The 24729-nt window shown below is 63.6% G+C and carries 19 protein-coding genes, 1 tRNA gene and 1 pseudogene; 6 read left to right on the top strand and 15 right to left on the bottom strand.

Annotated elements, in window-relative coordinates; translation table 11 throughout:
* Window positions 1-273: 273 nt before the first annotated feature.
* A tRNA-Thr gene (locus X756_RS139680) sits at window positions 274-349 on the bottom strand.
* A gap of 353 nt (window positions 350-702) precedes the next feature.
* Between X756_RS139680 and X756_RS139675 the strand changes: the two genes are divergently transcribed.
* Entirely contained in the window at window positions 703-1926 is a 1224-nt protein-coding gene (locus tag X756_RS139675; RefSeq protein ID WP_023731391.1) for a hypothetical protein, read from the top strand.
* Window positions 1927-1933: 7 nt separating this feature from the next.
* Here the strand turns inward: X756_RS139675 and X756_RS139670 are convergent, their stop codons facing one another.
* A complete protein-coding gene (locus X756_RS139670; RefSeq protein ID WP_023731392.1) occupies window positions 1934-3532 on the bottom strand; it encodes a cisplatin damage response ATP-dependent DNA ligase in 1599 nt (532 codons plus the stop codon).
* Window positions 3533-3771: 239 nt separating this feature from the next.
* Window positions 3772-4782 carry a ligase-associated DNA damage response exonuclease gene (locus tag X756_RS139665; protein ID WP_023731394.1) on the bottom strand — a complete coding sequence of 337 codons (1011 nt, stop codon included), beginning with the start codon at window positions 4780-4782 and terminating at the stop codon, window positions 3772-3774.
* A gap of 105 nt (window positions 4783-4887) precedes the next feature.
* Between X756_RS139665 and X756_RS139660 the strand changes: the two are divergent.
* Window positions 4888-5334 (top strand): annotated as a pseudogene (locus X756_RS139660) (SAM-dependent methyltransferase); the annotation flags it as partial.
* A gap of 64 nt (window positions 5335-5398) precedes the next feature.
* Here the strand turns inward: X756_RS139660 and X756_RS139655 are convergent.
* From X756_RS139655 to X756_RS139615, 9 genes are all read right to left on the bottom strand, one after another.
* Complete coding sequence (locus tag X756_RS139655; protein WP_023731396.1) at window positions 5399-5977, bottom strand: DUF3592 domain-containing protein; 579 nt, start codon at window positions 5975-5977, stop codon at window positions 5399-5401.
* 153 nt (window positions 5978-6130) lie between these two features.
* Window positions 6131-7558, bottom strand: a complete 1428-nt coding sequence (locus tag X756_RS139650) for a gamma-aminobutyraldehyde dehydrogenase (RefSeq protein WP_023692629.1) — start codon at window positions 7556-7558, stop codon at window positions 6131-6133.
* Between the two features lie 105 nt (window positions 7559-7663).
* Window positions 7664-8479, bottom strand: a complete 816-nt coding sequence (locus tag X756_RS139645; RefSeq protein ID WP_023673416.1) for an ABC transporter permease — start codon at window positions 8477-8479, stop codon at window positions 7664-7666.
* Window positions 8469-9434: an ABC transporter permease gene (locus X756_RS139640; protein WP_023692630.1), complete on the bottom strand. Its 966-nt coding sequence runs from the start codon at window positions 9432-9434 to the stop codon at window positions 8469-8471. The genes X756_RS139645 and X756_RS139640 overlap by 11 nt, the downstream gene beginning before the upstream one ends.
* Window positions 9435-9654: 220 nt before the next feature.
* Entirely contained in the window at window positions 9655-10653 is a 999-nt protein-coding gene (locus X756_RS139635; RefSeq protein WP_023731397.1) for an ABC transporter ATP-binding protein, read from the bottom strand.
* Between the two features lie 210 nt (window positions 10654-10863).
* Window positions 10864-12018, bottom strand: coding sequence for an ABC transporter substrate-binding protein (locus X756_RS139630; protein WP_023692632.1), 1155 nt, complete (start codon window positions 12016-12018; stop codon window positions 10864-10866).
* Between the two features lie 211 nt (window positions 12019-12229).
* Window positions 12230-13141: a LysR substrate-binding domain-containing protein gene (locus X756_RS139625; RefSeq protein ID WP_023673412.1), complete on the bottom strand. Its 912-nt coding sequence runs from the start codon at window positions 13139-13141 to the stop codon at window positions 12230-12232.
* An 80-nt stretch (window positions 13142-13221) separates the two neighbouring features.
* Entirely contained in the window at window positions 13222-13833 is a 612-nt protein-coding gene (locus X756_RS139620) for a DedA family protein (RefSeq protein WP_023731398.1), read from the bottom strand.
* Between the two features lie 404 nt (window positions 13834-14237).
* A complete protein-coding gene (locus tag X756_RS139615) occupies window positions 14238-15002 on the bottom strand; it encodes a DeoR/GlpR family DNA-binding transcription regulator (RefSeq protein WP_023685103.1) in 765 nt (254 codons plus the stop codon).
* A 420-nt stretch (window positions 15003-15422) separates the two neighbouring features.
* On the opposite strand from X756_RS139615, the gene X756_RS139610 reads away from it, so the two are divergent.
* Both X756_RS139610 and X756_RS139605 read left to right on the top strand, forming a co-directional pair.
* Window positions 15423-16307 carry a phosphotransferase family protein gene (locus tag X756_RS139610; RefSeq protein ID WP_023731399.1) on the top strand — a complete coding sequence of 295 codons (885 nt, stop codon included), beginning with the start codon at window positions 15423-15425 and terminating at the stop codon, window positions 16305-16307.
* Entirely contained in the window at window positions 16304-18757 is a 2454-nt protein-coding gene (locus X756_RS139605; protein WP_023731400.1) for an FAD-dependent oxidoreductase, read from the top strand. Before X756_RS139610 ends, X756_RS139605 begins: the two co-directional genes overlap by 4 nt.
* Window positions 18758-18769: 12 nt before the next feature.
* Here the strand turns inward: X756_RS139605 and X756_RS139600 are convergent, their stop codons facing one another.
* The gene (locus tag X756_RS139600; protein WP_023692639.1) at window positions 18770-19402 is read right to left on the bottom strand and encodes a class I SAM-dependent methyltransferase; all 633 of its coding nucleotides are present in this window, start codon (window positions 19400-19402) and stop codon (window positions 18770-18772) included.
* A gap of 106 nt (window positions 19403-19508) precedes the next feature.
* Between X756_RS139600 and X756_RS139595 the strand changes: the two genes are divergently transcribed.
* The gene (locus X756_RS139595; protein WP_023715584.1) at window positions 19509-20411 is read left to right on the top strand and encodes a phosphotransferase family protein; all 903 of its coding nucleotides are present in this window, start codon (window positions 19509-19511) and stop codon (window positions 20409-20411) included.
* Window position 20412: 1 nt separating this feature from the next.
* On the opposite strand, the gene X756_RS139590 is transcribed toward X756_RS139595, so the two are convergent.
* Entirely contained in the window at window positions 20413-21336 is a 924-nt protein-coding gene (locus tag X756_RS139590) for a DMT family transporter (RefSeq protein ID WP_023731401.1), read from the bottom strand.
* Between the two features lie 72 nt (window positions 21337-21408).
* A complete protein-coding gene (locus tag X756_RS139585; RefSeq protein ID WP_023731402.1) occupies window positions 21409-22689 on the bottom strand; it encodes an amidohydrolase family protein in 1281 nt (426 codons plus the stop codon).
* 176 nt (window positions 22690-22865) lie between these two features.
* Between X756_RS139585 and X756_RS139580 the strand changes: the two genes are divergently transcribed.
* Entirely contained in the window at window positions 22866-24623 is a 1758-nt protein-coding gene (locus tag X756_RS139580; RefSeq protein WP_023685110.1) for an ABC transporter ATP-binding protein, read from the top strand.
* Window positions 24624-24729: the final 106 nt, after the last annotated feature.

Below are 24729 nucleotides of genomic sequence, written 5' to 3' on the forward strand. Positions count from 1 at the left end.
AATCCGGAGTTTCTGATATAATTCAAAATTGACGAAGATTATTCTAAGATAGTGGTTTTGTATCTTATAAATTATGCTTGTATTGTCGGGTTCTCTAGGCTGTCGATCTTGCGCGATGCAGCATAGTCGATGGTCAAGCGTCTGACGACGCAATCCTGTGGCGGCGGCCATATGGCGCATGTCGACGAGGCAGACAGGAAGTGCCGGTGTTGGCGTAGGGAGTGACGTGCATTAGCCTTGCACCTGCCGTCACGCTTGCGTCGGATGGAGAACTGGTGCCGCTTAGGTGACTCGAACACCTGACCCCATCATTACGAATGATGTGCTCTACCAACTGAGCTAAAGCGGCCCGGGAAGCGCGAGGTTCCAGGATCGGCAGGGTGATAGACTCAACCGGCCGCTAATTCAAGATGGGCAACCGCGATTTCGAGCCGGCATCCGGCAATTCGTCCCGGCATTTTCCATTGGCGCGCAATGAGCCACCGCCTCATTTGCTTTTTCGGCTACGCGGAGACGTCGCGGCGGACTGCGCACAAACTGCCCGGCAAGGCGGCAAAAACGGACTGATTTTATTGCCAAAACGCATCGAAATGGGCCTTGAACAGGCCTGTAAGGCAGAATGCGGGCGCTCGCCCGTTGATTGATTGGTCGCCTGCGGCTAACGATCATGGCAATGTAAGCGAACGGACAGGGGAAATTCGCTTGGACGCGATCGAAAAAGCGATCCGCAACGCCTTCGAGAAAGGCAACGCCGAGGACCGGGCATTTCGCGAGAGGGTCTATCGGTCGGCTTTCGCGGCGCTCGACCGCGTGCTCCAGGCCAATCCCGGCGTGACGGTGGAAGCCGCCATCAAGCGCCGCAAGGCGGTGCAGGAAAAGATCGCCGAGATCGAATCCGAATTCCTGCCCGCGGTCCCCGATGTCGCCGCGCCGACGCAGAGCGCTGCGCAGACACAAGATACCGCGCTGACGCAACGCGTTGCGCAGGCGCAAGACGCCGTACAGGGCGCCGCCGAAGCGCCCGCGGTCGATGCCCCGACAGGTGTCGCGGCCGGACCGTCGCCGGCGATCGTCGTTGATGAACCGGTTCAGCCCGAGGCATCCGACGCGCCGCGTTCGCGCGTGCTGCCGGTCGTCCCCGACATCATGCCTGACGCCACGCTGCCCGGCGCCCCGGCGATCGATATGGCCGATTCCGCGCCGGCCGAGGCCGCGGCGGAAGTGGCGCCTGATCGCGATGAAAGGCGGATAAGGGGCCGCCGCCTGCCGCTGACGGCGATCTTCTTTGGCGTGACGTTGCTCGCCGCCGCCGGCATCGGCCTCTATTTCGCCGTGCAGACCGGGGTCTTCAAGACGCCGGCGCAGCTCGACACGGCGCCGCCCGAAGCGCCGCCGACCGTCGACGATGACGACTTCACGCCGCCTGCCGATACAACTGAGCCGCAGCAGCCTGGCGCGCCGCAGCAGCCTGGTGTCGCCGAACAGACGCGCGACTGGATCAACGTGTTTACACCCACCGATCCAACGGATGTGGCGACCCCGTCCGACGCCAAGGCCGATGTCGTGCAGGACGACACCGGCTCCTTCCTGCGCATCCGCTCCGGTGCTTCCGGCTCGGCCATCAGCTTCGATGTCGGGCAGGGCGTGCTGGAGAAGCTTGCCGGCAAACATGCCGTGTTCGACATCGTCGCCCGCGCCGAGGACGGCAAGGACACGCAGATCTCCGTCGACTGCAATTTCGGCGATCTCGGCGACTGCGGCCGCAAGCGCTATGCGGTCGGCCAGCAGCGTAACGAATATCTGTTCGACGTGAAATTCCCCGACAAGCCCCCGGGCGCGGCCGGCAGCATCGCCATCAACTCCGACTTCGACAAGCAGGGCAAGGCGGTCGACATCTACGAGATCCGCGTCTCGATCGAACCGTAAGCGCCGCCTAGCGATCAAGCAGCGCCTGCAGCGTCTCGATGCGGTCGGCTTCGGCGGTCGGCTTGTCCCAGCGCAGCCGTGAGATGCGGGGAAATCGCATCGCAACGCCGGATTTGTGGCGGGTCGAACGGTTGAGACCTTCGAACGCCACCTCCAGCACCAGGCCTTGGCTGCGGTCGGCGCGCACCGAGCGCACCGGGCCGAAACGCTCGACCGTATTGTCGCGGACAAATTTGTCGATCTGCTTCAACTCCTCGTCGGTGAAGCCGAAATAGGCCTTGCCGACCGGCACCAATTCCTCCGCGCCTTCCGGCCCCGACCAGACGCCGAACGTATAGTCGGAATAAAAGCTCGACCGCTTGCCATGGCCGCGCTGCGCATACATCAGCACAGCATCGACCGTGTGCGGATCGCGCTTCCACTTGAACCACGGCCCTTTCGGCCGTCCCGCGAGATAGGGCGAATCCCAGCGCTTCAGCATCACGCCTTCGATAATCGGGTGCGGCGGCGCGCGGCGCAGTTCCTCCAGCGTTTGCCAATCCCGGAATTCGACGAATGGCGACAGATCGAAACGGTGCGGGTCCAGCGTTGTGATGAAGGCCTCAAGACGGGCCCGCCGCTCGCGGAAAGGTAGCGCGCGCAAATCTTCGCCGTTGATCTGCAGCGCATCGTAGCAGCGCATGAACGCCGGGTATTGCTGCTGTATCTTCGGGGCCACGCTCTTGCGATTGAGCCGCTGTTGCAGGTCCGAAAAGGTGCCGGTCGCCACCGGCTCGCCGACCAGCAATTCACCATCGAGCGCGGCGGAAAAATCCATTGCCTGGGCGAGATCGGGGAATGCGCCGGACACATCGTCGCCGGTGCGCGAATAGAGCCGGCGCACGCCGCCCTCGCACACCGCCTGAACGCGGATGCCGTCCCATTTCCATTCGGCGGCATAGTCGGCCGGATCGAGCTTTTCGAGGTCGCCGTCGCCGACCGGGTTCGACAGCATCACCGGACTGAACAGGGCAAGTGCGGTCCGCTTCGGCTTCTCGGCCTTGCCTTCCAGCCAGGCGAACAGCGAGATATAGGGCGGTGTCAGCCCGTGCCACAGCTCCTCGATCTCGGCGACATCGACCTTGCCGAAATCGGCCAGCGCCTGTTTGGCCAGCCGCGCCGAAACTCCGATGCGCAAGCCGCCGGTGACCAGCTTGATGATGGCAAAGCGCGCCGAAATGCCGGCGCTGTCGAGCAGCCCGGCCAGCACCTTGGGTCCGTCCGAGCGGCTCGCCGCCTGCAGCTTTGTCACGACGTCGCCAAGCGTCGGCTCCCGGTTGGGGATATGTCCCGGCGTTTGCGGCCAGACCAGCGACACGGTTTCAGCGAGGTCGCCGACATAGTCGTAGGAATAGCCGAACAGCACCGGATCCATGCGCTCGGTGACCAGCGTGCGCAGCATCGCCGGCTTGACCGCCGCAATGTTGAGGTCGCCGGTGATCGCCGCCAGCGCCAGCCCGCGGTCGGGGTCCTCGACGCTGCGGAAATAGTCGACGAGCAGCGTCAGCTTGCCATTGCGCGACGGCGTCAGCACCAAGCGGTCGAGGAGTTCGGCGAAACGGTTCATGCGTCGCCCCACGCCAATGGTGAAAACCGGCGCGAGGCACCCCCCTCTGGCCTGCCGGCCATCTCCCCCTCAAGGAGGAAGATCGGATGTCGCGCCGGCCTTGGCCAATCTCCGATATTGGCGGAGATGAGCCGGCATTGGAGCTGCCAATATGCCCCCTTGACGGGGAGATGTCCGGCAGGCCAGAGGGGGGTGGGAAGGATCGCCGCGCCGGCGATTTCTGGATCAAAAATCACCATTCAATCGCCCTCGTCCTCATAGCCCACAAGGTGCAGTGGCCTGGCGGCGATGCCTTCCAGCTCGCACCAGCGCACCAGCGCTTCCTCGCGGCCGTGCGTCACCCAGATTTCGCCGGCGCCCGTCTCCTTGACGGTAGCGGTCAGTTCATCCCAGTCGGCATGGTCGGAAATGATCAGCGGCAGTTCGACGCCGCCTTGCTTGGCGCGCTGGCGGATGCGCATCCAGCCCGAGGCGAAGCATGAGATCGGGTCGGGAAAGCGCCGCGCCCAGCGGTCGGCGAAGGCCGATGGAGGGCCGACAACGATGGCCCCAGTGAAATCCTGCTTGCCGCCGCTGTCGACGGTTGCCGGCTCCAGCGTGCCGAGGTCGATGCCCTGGCTCTGGTAATATTCGCTGAGCTTGGCCAGCGCGCCGTGGATATAGATCGGCCTGTCATAACCGGCATCGCGCAGCAGCCGCATCACCCGCTGTGCCTTGCCCAGCGCATAGGCGCCGACCAGATGCGATCGCTCGGGAAACTGCGCCGCCGATTTGAGCAGCCGGGCGATCTCCTCCGTGTCGGGCGGATGGTGAAACACCGGCAGGCCGAAGGTCGCCTCGGTGATGAAGACGTCGCATTGGACCGGTTCGAACGGTGCGCAGGTCGCGTCCTTCTGGCGCTTGTAGTCGCCGGAGGCGACGATGCGCCTGCCCTTGTGCTCGACCGCGATCTGCGCCGAGCCCAGCACATGGCCGGCCGGATGGAAGGTGACGCTGACATCGTTCAGCGCCATCGCTTCGCCAAGCACGGCCGCTTGCGTTGTCCCGGCAAAATCCTCGCCATAACGCAACCCCATAATGTCGAGCGTCTGCTGCGTCGCCAGCACCGAACGATGGCCGGATCGGGCATGGTCGGAATGGCCATGCGTGATCAACGCCCGGTTGACTGGCCGCACCGGGTCGATGAAGAAATCGCCGCATGGGCAATAAAGGCCTTCAGGCCGGGGATGGAGCAGGTCGCTGGCGCGCATCCACTGAAGATAGTGGCTAATTCCAGCGCGGGAAGCCTGTTGCAAGAGACTGCTGACTCGGCTTACAGCCAGCCACCGGCCGCATCAGCCGGCGGGGCCATCGCCATGCAACCGCTGAAAATCTCGTCCGGCGACTTGACCGCCGACCGTCGCGCCGACTATGCCGAGATGCTTTTCGGCTCGGGCGAGCACGCGGCAGCGGCGGAGCTGCTGCTCGGCGCGCTGGAACTGGCGCCGCAATGGGCGGCGGGCTGGTTCCGCCTGGGCGAGATGCAGGAGGCAACGGGGCTGCTCGACCTGGCGACGCAGGCCTGGGCGACGGTGCTGAAACTGGACCCGGCGGATCGCCTGGGTGCTGCGCTGAAGCTGCAGCTGATCGGCAAGGCGCCGGCTGCCGCAGCGCCACCCAGCGCCTTCGTCGAGACGCTGTTCGACCACTATGCCGAGACTTTCGAGGACTCGCTGGTCGACAAGCTCGGCTACCGGCTGCCGGAGTTTCTCGATCGCGCCATTCGCGCGGCAAGACCGGGCCGCTTTTCGCTGGCGCTCGACAATCCGGCAGCCGCGACACGTGCCGGCTGATTGGGCAATGTGGCCTGCTTGGCCAGGGCCGCCGCTATAAGGCGTCGGCCTGGCGCGCGCGCTGGTCCGCGCCGGCATCTCCGGCAGGGTTGCCCGCCACGGCGGAGGTCGACATCCGCCGGCGGGGTTTGAAAGCAAGATAGAGAAGCAACGCGCCGAGCAGTCCAGCCCCAATGACGATCGTCAAACGCGTGCCGGTCATGCCGGTGCGTTCGATCTGGGTGGGGTTGGCGGGGTTCTGGACGACGGTGAGCTTGTCGCCGACCTGCGGTTCGCGGGCACCGTTCTTGTTCAGCTCCATCGTGGCCTCGACGGCGTCGGCGCCGGTGCCGACGCGCAAGGTGCCGGTGAATTTCTGGGTCACCTTCCACTCTTTGTCAGCATGAACCGTCTTGAACGCATCCACCAGTTCGCACGGCATCGTGGCGGTGCTGACGGTCTTGTAGACAATCTTGTGGGCGGTCGATTCCATGTCGCATTCGACATTGACCGCGAGGATTTCAGCAGGCGCCTCGGGCCAGCCGCTCTTCTTAATCATGTCCTTGCCGCCGAACACAGCGATCAGCAGACAGAAGCCGCCAATGAGTACCAGCTTGATCTTGGTCGTGTTCATGCGCAAACCCCTCGCCGCGCGGTTTCCCGGCAAGAGGCTGCTCGTTCAGGTTGAATATTCAGTAAATCGTGAACTCCCGCCGTACCGCAAAAGTAACTCTCGCTTAATGTACAGAAAACGGGTTGGCGAATATCTTAGAGATAGTGGCGGCCTCTACCCATGCGCCACCATCACATGACGAACGGCGGTATAATCCTCCAGCGCATAGAGAGACATGTCCTTGCCGTAGCCAGACTGCTTCAGCCCGCCATGCGGCATCTCGTTGGTCAGCATGAAATGGGTGTTGATCCAGGTGCAGCCATATTGCAGACGGGCGGCCGTCGCCATGGCGCGCGAGACGTTCTTGGTCCACACCGAGGATGCCAGGCCGTAGTCGCTGTCATTGGCCCAGTTCACGGCTTCATCGACTTCGGAGAAGCGGGTGATGGAGACGACCGGACCGAACACTTCGCGGCGCACGATCTCGTCTTCCTGCAGCGCGCCGGCAACCACCGTCGGCTGGTAATAGAAGCCGGAGCCTTCGCCCGGCTTGCCGCCGGTGGTGATCTCGATGTGCTTCAGTTCCGAAGCGCGCTCGACGAAGCTCGAGACTCGATCGCGCTGGCGGCGCGAGATCAGCGGCCCGATCTCGTTTTCGGTGTCGTCGGGCTGGTTGTATTTGATGGTCGAGACGGCAGATGAGAGATCGGCGACGAGCTTGTCGTAGATCTTCTTGCCGGCATAGATGCGGCAGGCGGCTGTACAATCCTGCCCGGCATTGTAGTAGCCGAAAGCGCGCAGGCCGTTGACCACGGCGCCGAGGTCGGCATCGTCGAAAACGATGACCGGCGCCTTGCCGCCGAGTTCCAGATGCGTGCGCTTGACCGACTTGGCGGCGGCCTGCAGCACCTTCTTGCCCGTGGCGACGTCGCCGGTGATCGAAATCATGTTGACCTTGGCGTGATTGATCAGCGTGTTGCCGACGCTGTCGCCGCGGCCGAGCACGACATTGACGACGCCCTCGGGCAGCACCTCGGCCAGGATCCTGGCCAGCTTCAGCGCCGTCAGCGGCGTCTGCTCCGACGGCTTGAAGACGACGGTGTTGCCGCCGGCAATGGCCGGCGCCAGCTTCCAGGCCATCATCATCAGTGGATAGTTCCACGGCGCGATGGAAGCGACGATGCCGATCGGGTCGCGCCGCACCATCGAGGTGTGGCCGGGCAGATATTCGCCGGCGACCACGCCCGGCATCGAACGTACCGCGCCGGCAAAGAAGCGATAGCAGTCGACGATCGCCGGGATTTCGTCATTGAGCACGGCGTTGATCGGCTTGCCGCAATTCAGCGCCTCGAGCGCCGCGAACTCCCGCGCGTTGGCCTCGATGCGGTCGGCGATCTTGAGGAGATAGCCGGAGCGCTGCGCCGGCGTTGTGCGTGACCACAAGACGAACGCTCGCTCGGCGGCAGTAACAGCCGCCTCGATCTGCGCCTGGCTGGCTTCAGGCAGGTTGAGAATGGTCGCCCCGGTCTTTGGATTCAGAATCGGCTCCTCGGTCTCGGTGCCGTTCTCGAAGCTCGAGCCGATCAGCATCTGGGTGTCCATGCAGGTTCTCCTCGGTCAGGAGCGAGTAGCGAATAGCGAGTAGCGAATAGGGCTGGTCGTGCAATCTCCCCTATTCGCTATTCGCTACTCCCTATTCGCTGTTCTTCATTTGCCCGAACCGGCGATCTGGTCGCCGTCGCGGGTCAGGTAATAGGCGGCAAGGATGGGCAGCAGCGTCACCAGCACCACGACCATGGCGACGACATTGGTGACCGGACGCTGGCGTGGGCGGATCAGCTCTTCCAGCATCCAGATCGGCACGGTCTGCTGCTGGCCGGCGGTGAAGGTGGTGACGATGACCTCGTCGAAGGACAGCGCGAAGGCGAGCATCCCCCCGGCAAGCAGAGCGGTGGCGATGTTGGGCAGCACGACGTGCCGGAAGGTCTGGAAGCCGTCGGCGCCGAGATCCATCGAGGCCTCGATCATTGAGCCGGAAGTGCGGCGGAAACGGGCGACCGCATTGTTGTAGACGACGACAACGCAGAAGGTGGCGTGGCCGAGCACGATCGTCCAGAACGAGAACGGGATGTCGGCTAGCGAGAAGGCCGAGCGCAACGCGATGCCGGTGATGATGCCGGGCAGCGCGATCGGCAGGATGACGAGCAGCGAGATCGTCTCGCGGCCGAAGAATTTCGTCCGTGAGACGGCGGCGGCGCACAGCGTGCCCAGTATCAAGGCAATCGCGGTCGAGATTGCGGCGACGCGGACCGAAAGCGACAGCGCCTGCCAGACATCCGGCCGGTTCCAGGTGACGGCGAACCATTGTGTGGTCAGCCCCGGCGGCGGCCAGACGAAGCTCTTCTCTTCCGTGGTGAAGGCATAGACGAAGATCAGCAGGATCGGCAGGTGCAGGAAGAGCAGGCCGCAAGCGGCTGCGATCTTGAGGCCGAGCGGGGCGGATTGCGAACCGTCAGAGCGCATCGAAGGCCCCCATGCGCTTGGCGCCCCAGAGATAGAAACCCATGATGACGATGGGCACGACGGTGAAGGCGGCGGCGAGCGGGATGTTGCCGGCGGTGCCCTGCTGCGAATAGACGGCCTGGCCGATAAACAGCCGCGACGTGCCGATGATCTGCGGGATGATGTAGTCGCCCAGCGTCAGCGAGAAGGTGAAGATCGAGCCGGCGACGATGCCGGGCAGCGCCAGCGGGAACAGCACGTTGCGGAAGGTCTGGCCCGGCGATGCGCCGAGATCGGAGGACGCCTCGACCAGATTGCCGGGCACGCGCTCCAATGCCGCCTGCACCGGCAGGATCATGAACGGCAGCCAGACATAGACGAAGGCGATGAAGGTGCCGGTGGCGGAGACCGACAGCGAGTTGCCGCCGACGACCGGCAGCGACAGCCAGCCGTCGAGCACCCAGAGCAGATGCAATTTGGCCAGCAGCCAAGTCAGAATGCCTTCCTTGGCGAGGATCAACTTCCAGGCGTAGATTTTCACCAGATAACTCGACCACAGCGGCAGCATGATTCCGAGATAAAACAGCGCCTTCCAGCGGCCCCGGGCATAGCGCGCCGCATAATAGGCGATCGGGAAGGCGATGGCGGCGGAGGCCAGCGTGACCAGCACCGCCATCGTCACCGTGCGCAGGATGATGTCGAGATTGGCGGGCTGGAACAGGTCGCCATAGGTCTTCAGCGTGAACTCATGGTTGATGAGGCCGGAAAATTCGTCGATCGAGAAGAAACTCTGTGCCAAGAGCGCGAACAGCGAACCGATATAGACAACGCCGAGCCACAGCACCGGCGGCGCCAACATGAGGAACAGCAGCAGTTGCGGCTTGCGCCAGAACAGGTCGGACAGCGCACCGCGCACGCCGCCGCTGCCGGGCAGGATGGCGGGGGCGGAGGTTGAGTTGAGCGCGGCGATGGTCATGGGGAGACCGCGTGCTGAAGGAACCCTGAGAAGCCGGGTTCCTTCACACCCCCCTCTGTCCTGCCGGACATCTCCCCCTCAAGGGGGGAGATCAGCAGTTTCGCTGCCTCGCCAAATCCCCAACGTTGAAGATTGGCGAAACCGGGAGGAACAGCCAATCTCCCCGCTTGAGGGGGAGATGTCCGGCAGGACAGAGGGGGGTGCTTGGCGCAAACCTCAATCATGCCGGCTCGTCCATCAAATGCAAATGCTCGCGGTTGAACGTCAGCACCACCGCTTCGCCTTCCGCCGGCAGCTTTGTCCCGGCCGGCACGATGGCGTGCAGCCTCAAGCCGTCGGCGTCGAGCGCCAGCCTGGTCGTGGCGCCGAGATAGTTGGTTCCGACCAGGCGCGCGGCAACCCCTTCGCCTTTCGCAATGCTGCCGATGCGGATCGATTCGGGGCGCAAGCTGCCCCAGCGGTCCTGGCCGGAATAACGCTGGACGAAATCCGGCGGCAACACATTGGAGGAGCCGACGAAATCGGCGACGAAGCGTGTCCTGGGCCGCTGGTAGATGTCTTCCGGCGTGCCGATCTGCATGATCTTGCCGTCATTGAAGACGGCAACGCGGTCGGCCATCGACAGCGCTTCGCCCTGATCATGGGTGACGAAGACGAAGGTGATGCCGAGCGCCTTCTGCAGCGACTTCAGCTCTTCCTGCATGTTCTCGCGCAGCTTGAGGTCGAGCGCGCCGAGCGGCTCGTCGAGCAAAAGCACCTTGGGCTGGTTGACCAGCGCACGGGCCAGCGCGACGCGCTGGCGTTGGCCGCCGGAGAGCTGGCCGGGACGGCGGGCGCCATAGCCGGGAAGCCGCACCAGTGACAATGCCTCTTCCGCCGCCTTCTGCCGCTGCGGCTTGGCGATGCCCTTGACCATCAGCCCGTAGGCGACATTGTCCAGCACGTTCAAATGCGGGAACAGCGCGTAGTCCTGGAACACCGTGTTGACGTTGCGGCGATAGGGCGGCACGCCCTCGGTGCGGTCGCCGAAGATCGAGATCGAGCCCGATGTCGGCTGCTCGAAGCCGGCGATGAGGCGCAGGCAGGTAGTCTTGCCGGACCCCGACGGACCAAGCATGGCGAAGAACTCGCCCGGCACGATGTCGAGATCGACCGCATCGACGGCGCGCACGCTGCCGAAATGGCGAGAGACTTTCTGGAAGGAAACGGCCGAGGTCATGGGCTGTCCTGATCTGTTGCCGGTTTGTGGTTCGTCGAAATAGCTCTTGCCGCCACCAATCAGGCCAGCGGGCACGGCACTTCACCTCCCCCTCGATGGGGAGGTCGCGGCGAAGCCGCGGGTGGGGGTGACTAGCACCGGACGTCAGCGCTGCCCCCACCCCGACGCTGCGCGTCGACCCTCCCCACAAGGGGGTGGGTTAAAGGGAGCTCAACGCCCGCCGATGACGCCGATATAGTCGGACACCCAGCGGTAGTAAGGCACGCACTGGTCGTTCTGGGTTGCGCACTTGGAGACCGGGGTCTTCCAGAACTTGATCTTGTCGAAGTTCTCGTAGCCGTTGGTCTTGCAGCCTTCCTCGCCGAGCAGCTCGTTGCCCTTGCAGGCAGCGGGCACCACGGGGAGCGAGCCGAACCAGGCCGAGACATCGCCCTGGACCTTGGGCGACAGCGAATGCTCAAGCCACATATAGGCGCAGTTGGGATGCGCGGCGTCGGCCTCCATCATGGTGGTGTCGGCCCAGCCGGTGACGCCTTCTTCCGGCACGGTCGAGGCGACCGGCTTCTTGGCGGCAACCAGCGTGTTGACCTGGTAAGGCCACGAACCGGAAGCGACGACGCCTTCGTTCTGGAAATCGTCGACCTGGATGGCGGCGTCATGCCAGTAGCGGCCGACCAGCGTCCGCTGAACACGCAGCAGCTCGAGCGCTGCCTTGTACTGGTCTTCGTTCAATTCGTACGGGTCCTTAATGCCGAGTTCCGGCTTGTGGAACATCAAATAGTTGGCGGCGTCGGCGATGTGGATCGGGCCGTCATAGGCCTGGACGCGGCCCTTGTTGGACTTGCCGTCCGGCAGGTTCATTTCCTCGAAGACGACGTTCCAGCTCTTGGGCGCTTCCTTGAAGACATCGGTGTTGTACATCAGGATGTTCGGGCCCCACTGATAGGGAACGCCGTAATGCACCTTGTCGACGGTGAACCAGGGCGCATCCTTCAGACGGTCGTCTACCGCCTTCCAGCTCGGGATGAGATCGGTGTTGATCGGCTGCACGCGCTTGCCGGCAACGAGGCGCAGCGATGCGTCACCCGAAGCGGTGACTAGATCGAACCCACCCTCATTCATCAGCGAGACCATCTCGTCGGAGGTGTTCGCGGTCTTGACGTTGACCTTGCAGCCGCTCTCCTTCTCGAAGGAGGTCACCCAGTCATAGCCCTTGTCGGTTTCGCCGCGCTCGATGTAGCCCGGCCAGGCAACGATGCTGACCTCCCCTTCGCCCTTGCCAAGTTCCTTGACCTGGGCGACGGCCTGACCGGAAAAGGTCAGCGCGACCGTCAAGGCGGTGCACGTCTTCAGGAATGAATTCATCGTCAATCTCCCATTTTGGCGCCTGACTGCGAAGCGAGTCGCCGCCGCGGTCAGCCGCAGGCTGAAAAGCGTCAGTTCATCCGATGGCACGTTGCCGCTCTGATGGCGGCTTTCGTCCCTGACATGAAAAGTGCTCGGAAAATTCCGGTTTCGCAAATTCATTTATCAGAAACGCGATATCGGTTTTTCCGATAGATAACCACGCACCCTATCAACGCTGCTGGCGTACCATACGCTGCGACTGGGCAAGGCCGATGAAGTCGCGCGACGCCTGCGGCAGACCGGAGCCGCGGCGCCAGACCATGCCGACCTGGACGACCGGCAGGGAACCCGAAATGTCGCGCGATTCGATGCGGTCGCCTTCCAGCGACCACGGCCGGTAGACTAGGTCGGGCAGCAACGCCACGCCCGCACCTGTGGCGACGAGGCTGCGAACGGCTTCGACCGAGCGGGTGCGAAAGGCGACATGCGGCCTGGCGCCGATCGCCGCCAGAAGCTTGCCGGTGTTCTCCTCGATCTCGTCGACGGTCAGCATGATCAGCGGCTCGCCGGCAATGTCGCCTATGCCGATAATGTCGGCGCTGGCCAGCTTGTGGCCGAGCGGGACCCACAGCCGGTAGGCCGAGACCTCGAGGATTTCCGACTGCAGAGCGGTGCGGTCGCGCAAATTGGAGGTGACCATGACGGCAATGTCGAGCTTGCCGCCGATCAGCAGATGTTCGAGATAGTCGCCATTGTCCTCGATGGCCGAGACATCGACGCCGGGATAGGCGCGGCGGTAGCGCGCCAGCAGATCGGACAGCACATAGCCCGCGACCAGCGAGGTGACGCCGAGCTGCAGCCGCCCGCCGGCCACCACCTGGTCGTCGGAAAAAGCGCGGCGCGCGTCGGAGACGTCGGCCAGGATCTTGGTCGCATGGCGCAGGAACTGGTGGCCTTTGTGGGTAATGTTGAGGCCACGCGGATGGCGCTCGAACAATTCGACGCCGAGATCGCTCTCCAGCTCCTTGATCGCCTCGGTGACCGAGGATTGCGAGATGGAGAGGTTTTGTGCGGCGCCCGACACCGTGCCTTGCTCGGCGACGGCAATGAAGAACTGCAGCTGGCGGATGGTGAAAGCCATGGCCGGACTAAACACCGGCGCGCCGGGGAAGGAAAGCCGAAGGCGGAGCTTATACCCATACGGCTTGAGGCGCCTCCTGGTCAGCCGAACCCGAGGCGCCGCCGGCAGGCAGGACCGTAGCGAAGCGCGAGCATGAACGCCGTCTCCAGCGCCAGGACGATGACGATGATGCGAAAGCCGATGGCATAGGAATCCCGGCCGCTGCCGCGCATAAGGTAGCCGGTGACGAGGAAGCCGGTGTTCCATAGCGTGGCGCCGAGCAGCGTCGCCGCCGCGAAGGGCAAGAGTGGAAGACGGAGCGCGCCGGCCGCGATCGGCAGATAGTTGCGAACCGTCGGGATGAACTGCGCCAGCAAGGAGACCCGGACATGATGGCGGCGATAGGCCTGACCAAGCTTGCTGTAGGTCGCATAGCGCAAGCAGACATATTTGCCGAAACGCTGGACCAGCCTGTCGGCACGATCCAAGCCAATCCGACGACCCAAACTATACCAGACAAGGCAGCCTGTGATGGCGGACAGCGTCGTTACCAGAAGCAGGATCGCCAGCGCCGGGAGATCGGGGGCTGCCGTCATGCCGAGGAACAGCAGCAGCACATGCGAGGGCGGCAGCGGCAGGATCTTTTCTGTGAAGGCGAGGCAGGCGACGCCGAGCAGGCCGAAGCCCAGGATCGCCGACAGTGGATCAGTCATGCGAAGCGCCAGTCATAGGTTTTGAGGTTCTTGATCCTGGACACCTTATACACCGTCATACACCGTCGCCGGCGGAAAGTTGCGGAATGTCCGGCCAAGCCGGGTCGGCTTCCAGGTCGGAGCGCGCAAGCGTCCAGGCCATGAGGAAAGACAAGGCATCGTTTGCAGCATGGTGGCCTCATTGCTGATGCGGGCGATTCGCCCGGCCCGCATTTCGACGAGGCGCTGTTTGCGGCTGCCAAGTTGCATGGACATTGCGAAGAGCGGGATGATTGAAAAACAATTTTTCACCAGAACGAAATCTTATGCGGCCGGCGACGCGGCGCGCATGATGCACAACATGCCTTCGTGGTATCGGGTGGCGGCATGGCCGGGATCGCGGCGCGCCAGTCGCTGGTGTTTGGCTAGGCCGCAGCAATGCTAAGGCGCGCTCCAGCCTCGGCAAGTGCCGAGGCAATGTCGCGCGGCGGCGGCTGGTCGGTGGCGAGTTCGGAAAAACCGTCGAAGCCGCAGACCTGGACCAGACCCTGGCGACCGAACTTGGTGTGGTCGGTGATGACCAGCGAGCGCTGGCCGCGCGACAGCACCATGCGGGCGAACTCCGCCTCTTCCAGATCGTAGTCGGCAAGGCCTGCGGCGGCATCAACGGCGCCGATCGAAATCACCGCATGGCTGACCGAGAAGCGGCTGACGAAATCGATCGCCGAGGCGCCGAAGGCGGCTCCGGAATCGCTGCGCAATTCGCCGCCGGCCATATAGACCTTGTTGCCGTTGACGGTGGCCAGCGTGCGGGCGATGTCGGATGAATTGGTGACCACGGTCAGCCGCCGGTGGCCGAGCAGTTCGCGGGCCAGGAACGAGGTCGTGGTGCCGGTGTCCAGCATGACCGATTCACCGTCGCGAATGGTGGCAGCGACCATGCGGGCGATCAGCCGCTTGGCCTCCGCATTGTCGCGCATGCGCCGCTCGAACGGCGCTTCGCCGGCCATCGACGGCAGGCCGATGGCGCCATGCATCTTGAGCACCGAGCCATTGCCGGTCAGTGGCTTGACATCCCGGCGCACCGTTTCAAGCGAAACCCCCAGCCGGTCGGCGAGGCTGGCAATGGTGACGGTGCCCTCTTCCTTGAGGAGGCGGAGGATTTCGCCATGCCGTTTCGAATGGATCATCTGGCTTCCTGAATTTGCGGCCTGCCCGGTTTTAGGGCAATGCCGCCGTTTTTAAAGGAATTGCTCGTGGTTTCGGGCAAAACACCCAAAAAAAGTCACAACATTTCATTGACAGTTAGGTAGCACTGGCGTGACATTGACGGCGTGACAGCTTCGGAACTGCCACGGGAGGGTGATGGCAGAGCCGCAATTCACGGACCGGACCGTCTGGCCAGACCGTCTGGGTTTGAACTGGCACAAAAGTTTCTCAAATCCGCGGGGGCGGAGACCGGGTATCAAAACCTGGCCAGAGGGGCTCGTCGGTGCGGCGCGGGATAGGAGTTCCTGCGTCCCGCACCGACGAGATTTTTTGCGTTTCCCAACGCTCGTTGCGCGGCGCATGGCGCCCAGGAAAGCTCCGCAAAAGTCAGGGATGGTCCCGTGACTGCTGAAGACCGCATCCGGACCTTGCCTTGCTGGAATGGCAGCATCGACATTGCGCCGTTGCCGGGCGGCCTCAGCAACGCCAACTATCTGGTCAAGGACGCGGCCGGGCGGCATGTCGTGCGCTTCGGCCAGGACTATCCATTTCACCACGTCTTTCGCGACCGCGAGGTGATGACGGCCCGCGCGGCGCACGCCGCAGGCTTCGCGCCGGCGGTCCACCATTCCGAACCCGGCATCATGGTCACGGAATTCCTCGGCGCGAAGACCTATGTCGCCGAGGATGTGCGCGCCAATATCGGCCGCGTCGCAGCGCTTATGCGCGGGTTCCATCGCGAGATGCCCAATCACATCTCCGGCGCCGGCTTCATGTTCTGGGTCTTCCATGTCATCCGCGACTATGCGCGAACGCTGAGCGAAGGCGGCAGCCGCAAGCGCGACGAGCTGCCCAGGCTGCTGGCTCTGGCCGACGAGTTGGAGCGGGCGCAGAAGCTGCTGCCGATCGTATTCGGCCACAACGATCTTCTGCCGGCAAATATCCTCGACGATGGCGACAGGTTGTGGCTCATCGATTTCGAATATGCCGGTTTCAACACCGCGATGTTCGATCTTGCCGGCGTTGCCTCCAACGCCGAGATGAGCGACGCGGAGTCCTTCTCTTTCCTCACGGCGTATTTCATGCGCGAGCCGGATGAGGCGATCCGCCGCTCGCACGCGGCCATGCAATGCGCCTCGCTGCTGCGCGAGGCGATGTGGAGCATGGTTTCCGAACTTTACCTCGACGCGCCCGGCATCGACTACGTCGCCTACACCGCGGAGAACCTGACGCGGCTCGACGCGGCGCTGGACAATTACCGCACGAAATACGGGACACAGTCATGAGCTTGCCCACGCATGCCGGCATCGTCGTCATCGGCGGCGGCATTATCGGCTGTTCGACGGCCTATCACCTGGCGCGCGACCACAAGGCCGATGTCGTGCTGCTGGAACAGGGCAAGCTGACCTCGGGTTCGACCTGGCATGCGGCCGGGCTGGTCGGCCAGTTGCGCTCGTCGGCCTCGATCACCCGCGTGCTCAAATATTCGGTCGAGCTCTACAAGGGACTGGAAGCCGAAACCGGACTCGCTACCGGCTGGAAGATGACCGGGTGCCTCAGGCTTGCGACCAATGCCGACCGCTGGACCGAATATAAACGGCTGGCGACGACGGCCAGGAGCTTCGGCATGGACATGCAGTTGCTGTCGCCGGGGGAGGTCAAAAAGATGTGGCCGCTGCTGGAGACTGGCGACCTCGTCGGCGCCTCCTGGCTGCCGACCGATGGGCAGGCCAGCCCCTCCGACATCACGCAGTCGCTGGCCAAGGGCGCGCGCATGCATGGCGCCAAGCTGTTCGAGGACGTCCGCGTTACCGGCTTTGACATGACGGACGGGCACATCACCGCGGTGAAGACCAACAAGGGCGACATTGCTTGCGACAAGGTGGTGAACTGCGCCGGGCAATGGGCACGCCAGGTCGGCGCGATGGCCGGCATTTGCGTGCCGCTGCAACCGGTCAAGCACCAGTACATCGTCACCGAGAAGATCGACGGGCTGGCGACCGACGCGCCGACAATCCGCGATCCCGACCGCCGCACCTATTTCAAGGAAGAGGTCGGCGGGCTGGTGATGGGCGGCTATGAGCCGAACCCGCAGGCCTGGGCGACCGGCCTGCCCGGCGGCGATGTCCCCGATGACTGGGAGTTCCGCCTGTTCGACGACGACTACGATCATTTCGAACAGCATATGAGCCAGGCGATCGCGCGCGTGCCGGCGCTGGAGACGGTCGGCGTCAAGCAGATGATCAACGGGCCGGAGAGTTTTACGCCGGACGGCAATTTCATCCTCGGTGTCGCGCCCGAATGCGCCAACATGTTCGTCGGCGCCGGCTTCAACGCCTTCGGCATCGCTTCCGGCGGCGGCGCCGGCTGGGTGCTGGCGCAATGGGTTGTCGATGGTGAAGCGCCGCTCGACCTTTGGGTGGTCGACATCAGGCGCTTTTCCAATTTGCACCGCGACCGGCAATGGGTCAGCGATCGCACGCTGGAAGCCTATGGCAAGCATTACACGATCGGCTTTCCGCATGAGGAGTACGTCTCGGGCCGGCCGCGCATCGTCTCGCCGCTCTACGAGCGGCTGAAAGCGCACCGCGCGGTGTTCGGCTCCAAGCTCGGCTGGGAACGGCCGAACTGGTTCGCGCCGCAGGGCGCCACATCCGAAGACATTTATTCCATGGGCCGGCAGAACTGGTTTGGCCCGGTCGGCGAGGAGCATCGCCATGTGCGCGAGAAAGTCGGCATCTTCGACCAGTCGTCCTTCGCCAAATACGAAATGACGGGTTCGGATGCGGCTAAGGCGCTGGACTGGATCTGCGCCAACGATGTCGCCAAGCCGGTGGGACGGCTGACCTACACGCAGCTTCTCAACACGCGCGGCGGCATCGAGGCCGATTTGACGGTGGCCAGGCTCGCCGAAGACAAATTCTACATTGTGACCGGCACCGGCTTCCGCACGCATGATCTCTCCTGGATCGACGACCATGTCGGCAAGGGTCTCGACGTGACGCTGAAAGATGTCACTGAGGATTTCGGCACGCTGTCGCTGATGGGACCGCGGGCCCGCGACGTTCTGGCTGCCGTGACCGATGCCGATGTCTCGAACGCCGCCTTCCCGTTCGGCCATATCCGCGAGATCACGACTGCCGGCCATACGGTTCGGGCGCTGCGCGTCACCTATGTCGGCGAGCTTGGTTGGGAATTGCATGTGCCGATCGCCGCCACCGGCGAGATTTTCGACACGCTGATGGCGGCAGGCAAGCCGCACGGCATCCGGCCGATCGGCTACCGGGCGCTGGAATCACTTCGGCTGGAGAAAGGCTACCGCGCCTGGGGCTCCGACATCACCCCCAACGACACGCCTCAGGAGGCCGGCCTCGGCTGGGCGGTGAAGCTGAGGAAGAACACCGATTTCGTCGGCCGGCGGGCGCTCGAAAAGATCAGCGGCGCCGACCTGAAGAAACGCTTTGCCGGCTTCACGGTCGACGATCCCGATATCGTGCTGGTCGGGCGCGAGACGATTTTGCGCAATGGCGAACCGGTCGGCTATCTCACCAGCGGCGGTTATGGCTACACGCTGGCTAAGAACATCGGCTATGGCTATGTCCGCAACGCCGATGGCGTCGGCGACGATTTTCTCAGCTCAGGGGACTATGAGCTGGTGGTCGCGATGGAACGGACGCCGGCCAACATTCATCTCGAACCGATGTACGATTCTTCGATGAGCAGGATCAAGGCGTAGACGAAACCTGGATTAGCTCACACGGAGTACAAGGCCGCGGCTGGGCACGGTGTCAGCCTCGCCCGGCATCGAAACATAAGGCGCAGTCTCCTCGGCACGAACGACCCTGACCTCAGCCTCGAGCGCAGCGATGCGATCGGCAAAGCCGGCGTTCCACAGCGTGTTCTTGATGGTCAGCACGATGACGCCACCGGGACGGCAGACGCGGATCAGTTCGTCCAGCCCCTCGGCGCCGACATGGCCGGAGGTGAAAACGCCGGCCGAGACGATGCCGGCATAGGCATTGTCGGCAAAGGGCAGTGGCCCGCCGAGCGCCAGGCAATGCAGCGCCGAATAGACGCCCTTTGCCGCCGCTTTAGACAGCATGCCTTGCGAAATATCGAGCGCTTCGACCTGGGGATAGCCGGTGATGGCCAGCCACTCGCCGATCAGCCCGGTGCCGGCGCCGGCGTCGAGAAGCGGTGCGGCGCCGCGCGGCAGATGGCGGGCCAGCAGGGCCAGGCAGATCGTCGGATGGCGGTAGCCGGCGGCCGACATGTCGGCATCGTAGGTTTCCGACCAACTGTCATAGATCGCGGCGACGTCCTCGGGCCGTTGCGCCGCATAGGCGGCGCCAAGCCCGCCATGATCCTTGTTGCCCGCCATGGCTGTTTCTCCGCCAGCTCGCTGCTCACCCTCGATCGGATGATAGCCAAACGGCGAAAACTGTGGAACCGTTGTCGCAAGAAATACATGGCCAAGGGCAACAGGCATGGGGACGGACGAGGCACGCGCAACACTTGCGGCAATTCCGGCATTGGCGGGCTATGACGGACCGCTTGAGCGGCTGGGCGGGATGACCAATCTCGTCTTTCGGGCCGGCGATATCTGCCTGCGTATCCCCGGCAAAGGCACCGAGGAGTATATCAACCGCGCCAATGAAGCGGTGGCGGCGCGTGAGGCGGCCAAAGCGGGCGTCAGCCCCGAAGTGCTGCATGTCGACCCCGCGACAGGCGTGCTGGCGAGCCGCTTCGTTGCCGGCGCCGTGACGATGTCGCCGGAAAAGTTCAAGCTGCGCGCCGGCAGCCCGGCCCGCGCCGGCGAAGCCTTCCGCAAGCTGCACACGTCCGGTGCGGTATTTCCGTTCCGCTTCGAGCTGTTTGCGATGATCGACGACTATCTCAAGGTCTTATCGACCAAGGAAGTCGCCTTGCCGCCGGGCTACCACGACGTGGTGCGCGAATCCGACACCGTGCGTGCGTCCCTTGCCGCGCATAGACTGCCGATTGCCGCCTGCCATTGCGATCCACTGTGCGAGAATTTTCTCGATACGGGCGAGCGGATGTGGATCGTCGACTGGGAATATTCGGGGATGAACGACCCGCTCTGGGACCTCGGCGACCTCTCGGTCGAAGGCCGGTTCGACACCGCGCAGGAGGAAGAGATGATGCGCGCCTATTTCGGCGGCGAGGCAAAACCGGCCGAGCGCGGCCGCGTCGTCACCTACAAGGCGATGTGCGACCTGTTGTGGACGCTCTGGGGCCTTATCCAGCTTGCCAACAACAACCCGGTCGAGGATTTCCGCGCCTATGCCGACGGCCGCTTCGCCCGTTGCAAGGCGCTGATGGAAACGCCTGAGTTTTCACGGCATCTGGCGGCGGTGCGCCAAGGTTAGGTCAATTCACGCCTTTCGGCACGTTCTCCGGCGGCACGACTATTTCGACCACCTTCTGGCGGTGGAAGATGAACAGGCCGGCGAGCACGACGATGGCCGCGCCGATCAGGATGCGCGGTCCCGGCACGTCGCCGAAGAAGGCCAGGCCGAAGATCACCGCCCATAGAAGCAGGCTGTAGTGCAGCGGCGCCAGCGTCGAGGCAGGGGCCAGTTTCAGCGCCCTGGTAATCATCAGATGCGCGCTGCAGGAGACGATGCCGAGCAGGAGCATGGCGCCGAAATCGAGTGCCGAGGGCGTCTGCCAGGCGCCGATGGTCATCACGCCGCCGACCAGCAGCGTGCCGATAGTCTGCCAGGTGACCAGCGTTGTGTCGCTGGTGCCGCGCAGGCGGCGGCTGAGGATGATGGCGAAGGCGAAGGCAATGCTGCCGACCAGTGCGAACAGCGAGGACTGCGAGAACGCCGCCGAAGAGGGCTTCAAGATGATCAGCACGCCGCAGAAGCCGACCAGGATGGCGGCCCAGCGGCGCCAGCCGACCTTTTCGCCGAGCAGGAAATGCGACAGCGCCGCCACATAGATCGGCCCGGCCATGTAGAAGCTCATTACATCGGCCAGCGGCAGATAGACGACGGCGGCGTAAAACAAGGCTGTGTCCACCGTGGTCGCCAGCACGCGCAGAATCTGGAGGACCGGCCGCTCCATCTGGAACAGTCTGCCGGCGCCCTGGTTGGCGATCATCGGGCCGAGCACGATGAAGGCGCCGATGGATCGGATCAGCACCACCTGGCCGACCGAGAAGCTGGCGACCAGCCATTTGCCCATCGCGTCGTTCAGCGCGAACATGAAGTCGCCGGCCAGCATCAAAAGGATGCCGGCCAGAAGCGCGTTCCTGATGGTAAAGGTGCGGACGAGCGACTGGGCCATGCGGCTCCCTAGCTGCAAGCGGCCGCTTTGACGAGGCAAATCGGTAAGACCAGCGGCGGAAATCGGCTGTTTCTACGCAGTTTTGTGCCGCCGGTTCACCTGTCCGGGACGGCCGGCGATCGACAGCCGTGTCTCCTGCTTCGTGCGCTCGGCCACCACCTTGCCCCTGGCGACGACGCACAGCCGTTCGGCACGTAACCTCAAGGCTTCGATCGGGTTGCCGGCATCGAGGATAACGAAGCTGGCGCGCTTGCCCACGGCAAGGCCGAGATGATCGAGGCCCATGATGGCGGCGTTGACGTTGGTGACCATGTCGAAGCAGCGTGCCATGTCGGCAGGGCTCGACATCTGAGCGACGTGAAGCCCCATGAAGGCGACGTCGAGCATGTCGGCGGTGCCCAGCGAATACCAGGGGTCGAGAACGCAATCCTGGCCCCAACCGACCCGGATGCCGAGCGCCAGCATCTCCTTGACCCGGGTCATCCCGCGGCGTTTGGGAAACGTGTCGTGGCGGCCCTGCAGCATGATGTTGATCAACGGATTGGGGATCGCCGAGACACCGGCCTCGGCGATCAGCGGCAGCAGCTTGGAGACGTAATAATTGTCCATCGAGTGCATCGAGGTGAGGTGCGAGCCGGCCACCTTGCCCTGCAGGCCAAGGCGCTGCGTCTCATAGGCAAGCTGCTCGATGTGGCGCGACAGCGGATCGTCGGTCTCGTCGCAATGCAGGTCGACCATCAGCCCGCGCTTAGCCGCGATTTCGCACAATTCGGTCACCGAGCGCGTGCCGTCGGCCATGGTGCGTTCGAAATGCGGGATGCCGCCGACGATGTCGACGCCCATGTCGAGCGCGCGCAGCGTGTTCTGGCGCGCCGTCGGCGAACGGTAAAAGCCATCCTGCGGGAAAGCGACCAGTTGCAGATCGATATAGGGCGCGACAATCTTCTTGACGTCGAGCAGCGCCTCGACCGCCAGCAACCGGTCGTCGCAGACATCGACATGGGTGCGGATGGCGAGCAGGCCCATCGAGACCGCCCAGTCGCAATAGGCGAGCGCCCGCTCGCGCACCGCCTCATGCGTCAACAGCGGCTTGAGTTCGCCCCACAGCGATATGCCTTCCAGCAGCGTGCCCGAAGCGTTGATGCGCGGGATGCCATAAGACAGCGTCGCATCCATGTGGAAATGCGGATCGACGAAGGGCGGCGAGATCAGATTGCCGCACGCGTCGATCGCCGTGCCGGCAGTGACGGCGAGTTCGTGCTCTATGGCGACGATCGTCTCGCCGACGATGCCGAGGTCGGCAACGGCGCCGTCAGGCAGCGTTCCGCCGCGCACAACAAGGTCGAAATCCATCTGCCGTCATCTCCCTGAAGCTCGAACGCCGTAATCGTGGCGCAAAAGACGCCTTGCCGCAGCTGTTTGCCTTCGCGGCAGCGAAAGGTTCCATCCAGCCACAACTCGCTCTATAAGCCGCCTTTCGCCCCGGTGGCGAATCCGAAATTCGTCTAGTCAGGCATGGGATCTGCCATTTGTTTCGCTTCTTCCGTTCGACGGAAAACCAGCGCCTTATCGCAAGGCTTTTGCGGGAATCCTTTCACGCGCATAGATTTGGCTACGCTGCGGCCATTCTGTCGATGCTGGTGGTGGCGGCAACGACAGCAGCCAGCGCCTATATGCTGCGCGAAATCACCAATGAATTCGTGGTTTACAAGCGGATTGGGCAGGTCAATCTGATCGCGGCGGCGACCGGAGCGATCTTCATTCTCAAGGGCTTCGCAAACTTCATCCAGGCCTACTTCATGAGCAGGGTCGGCAATGCCATCATCGCCGACCGGCAGCGCAAGATCTATGACAGCATTCTCGCGCAAGGCATCGAATTCTATCATTCGACCTCTTCGTCCGAACTGATTTCGCGCATGACGAACAATGCCCAGGCCGCGCGCAGCGTGCTCGACCAAATCGTCACGTCCTATGTTCGCGACCTGGTGACGCTGGCTGCGCTGGTGGGTGTGATGGTCTGGCAGCAGCCGGCGCTGTCCCTGATCTGTCTGGTGATCGGGCCGATCGCCATTTACGGCGTCAATCGTATCCTGAAGCGCGTCCGAAAAATTGCCTCGCAAGAATTCCGTTCGCTCGGCCAGATCGTGCAGGTGATGCAGGAAACTGCGATCGGCGTGCGCGTCGTCAAATCCTTCGGTCTCGAAGGCGCCATGCGCAAGCGCATGTACAAGGCCGTGTCGGACGTGGAGAGCCGCGCCAACAACATCGCCACGCTGGAGGCCGCCACCAGCCCGGTTATGGAAACGCTTGCGGGGCTGGCCATCGCTGGCGCCGTTTTTGTCAGCGGCTTCCTGGTTCTGGGCGGCGGCGGTCAGATGCCGGGCAACATCATGGCCTTCATCGCGGCGCTGCTGTTGGCCTATGAGCCGGCCAAGCGCCTGGCCCGCGTACGCATCTCGCTTGAAACCGGCATTGTCGGCGTGCGCATGATGTTCCAGCTCGCCGACCGGCCGCTGACGCTGGCCGAAAAGCCGGATGCAAAGCCGCTGCGGGCCGGGCCGGGCGAGATCCATTTCGACAATGTCAGCTTCGCCTACCCCGAAAGCGCGCCGGTGTTCGAGGGACTGGACCTGACGCTTGCCGCAGGCAAAATGACGGCGCTCGTCGGACCCTCGGGCAGTGGCAAGTCGACCATCCTCAACCTGATCATGCGCATGTACGACCCGCAGAGCGGCAGGGTGATGTTCGACGGGCAGGACATTTCTTGTGCCACGCTCACCTCGGTCAGGGAAAAGATCGCCTATGTCAGCCAGGACACGTTCCTGTTTGCCGGCACGATCATGCACAACATCAGGCTCGGGCGCGAGGGCGCCACGGACGAGGAAGTAATGGCCGCCGCAAGGGCCGCCAATGCACATGACTTCATCAGCGCCCAGGCGAAAGGCTACGACACGGATGTCGGCGAGAATGGCGCGCTGCTGTCAGGCGGCCAGCGCCAGCGCATCTCGATCGCACGCGCCATGCTGCGCAATGCCGAAATCCTGCTTCTGGACGAGGCGACCAGCGCACTCGACGCCGAATCCGAGGCGCTGTTCCGCGACGCGCTGCAGCAGCTGACGGTCGGGCGCACCACCATCGTCATTGCCCACCGCCTGTCGACCGTGCACCAGGCCGACACGATCGTGGTGCTGGAGGCCGGCAAGGTGGTGGAAAGCGGCGCGCATCGCACGCTGCTCAACCAGGGCGGGCTGTATCAGAAGCTTTACGAATATCAGCTGATGCCGTGAGCTTTACCCTCCCCCTTGTGGGCATAGGCGCTAAGATAGGTATTGCCCTGCGGAATCGGGTGTGATTCTACACTGCGATGACACACGAATCGCTTGTTGATGACGG

The organism is Mesorhizobium sp. LNJC405B00 (genome assembly GCF_000502615.1).
GTDB lineage: Bacteria > Pseudomonadota > Alphaproteobacteria > Rhizobiales > Rhizobiaceae > Mesorhizobium.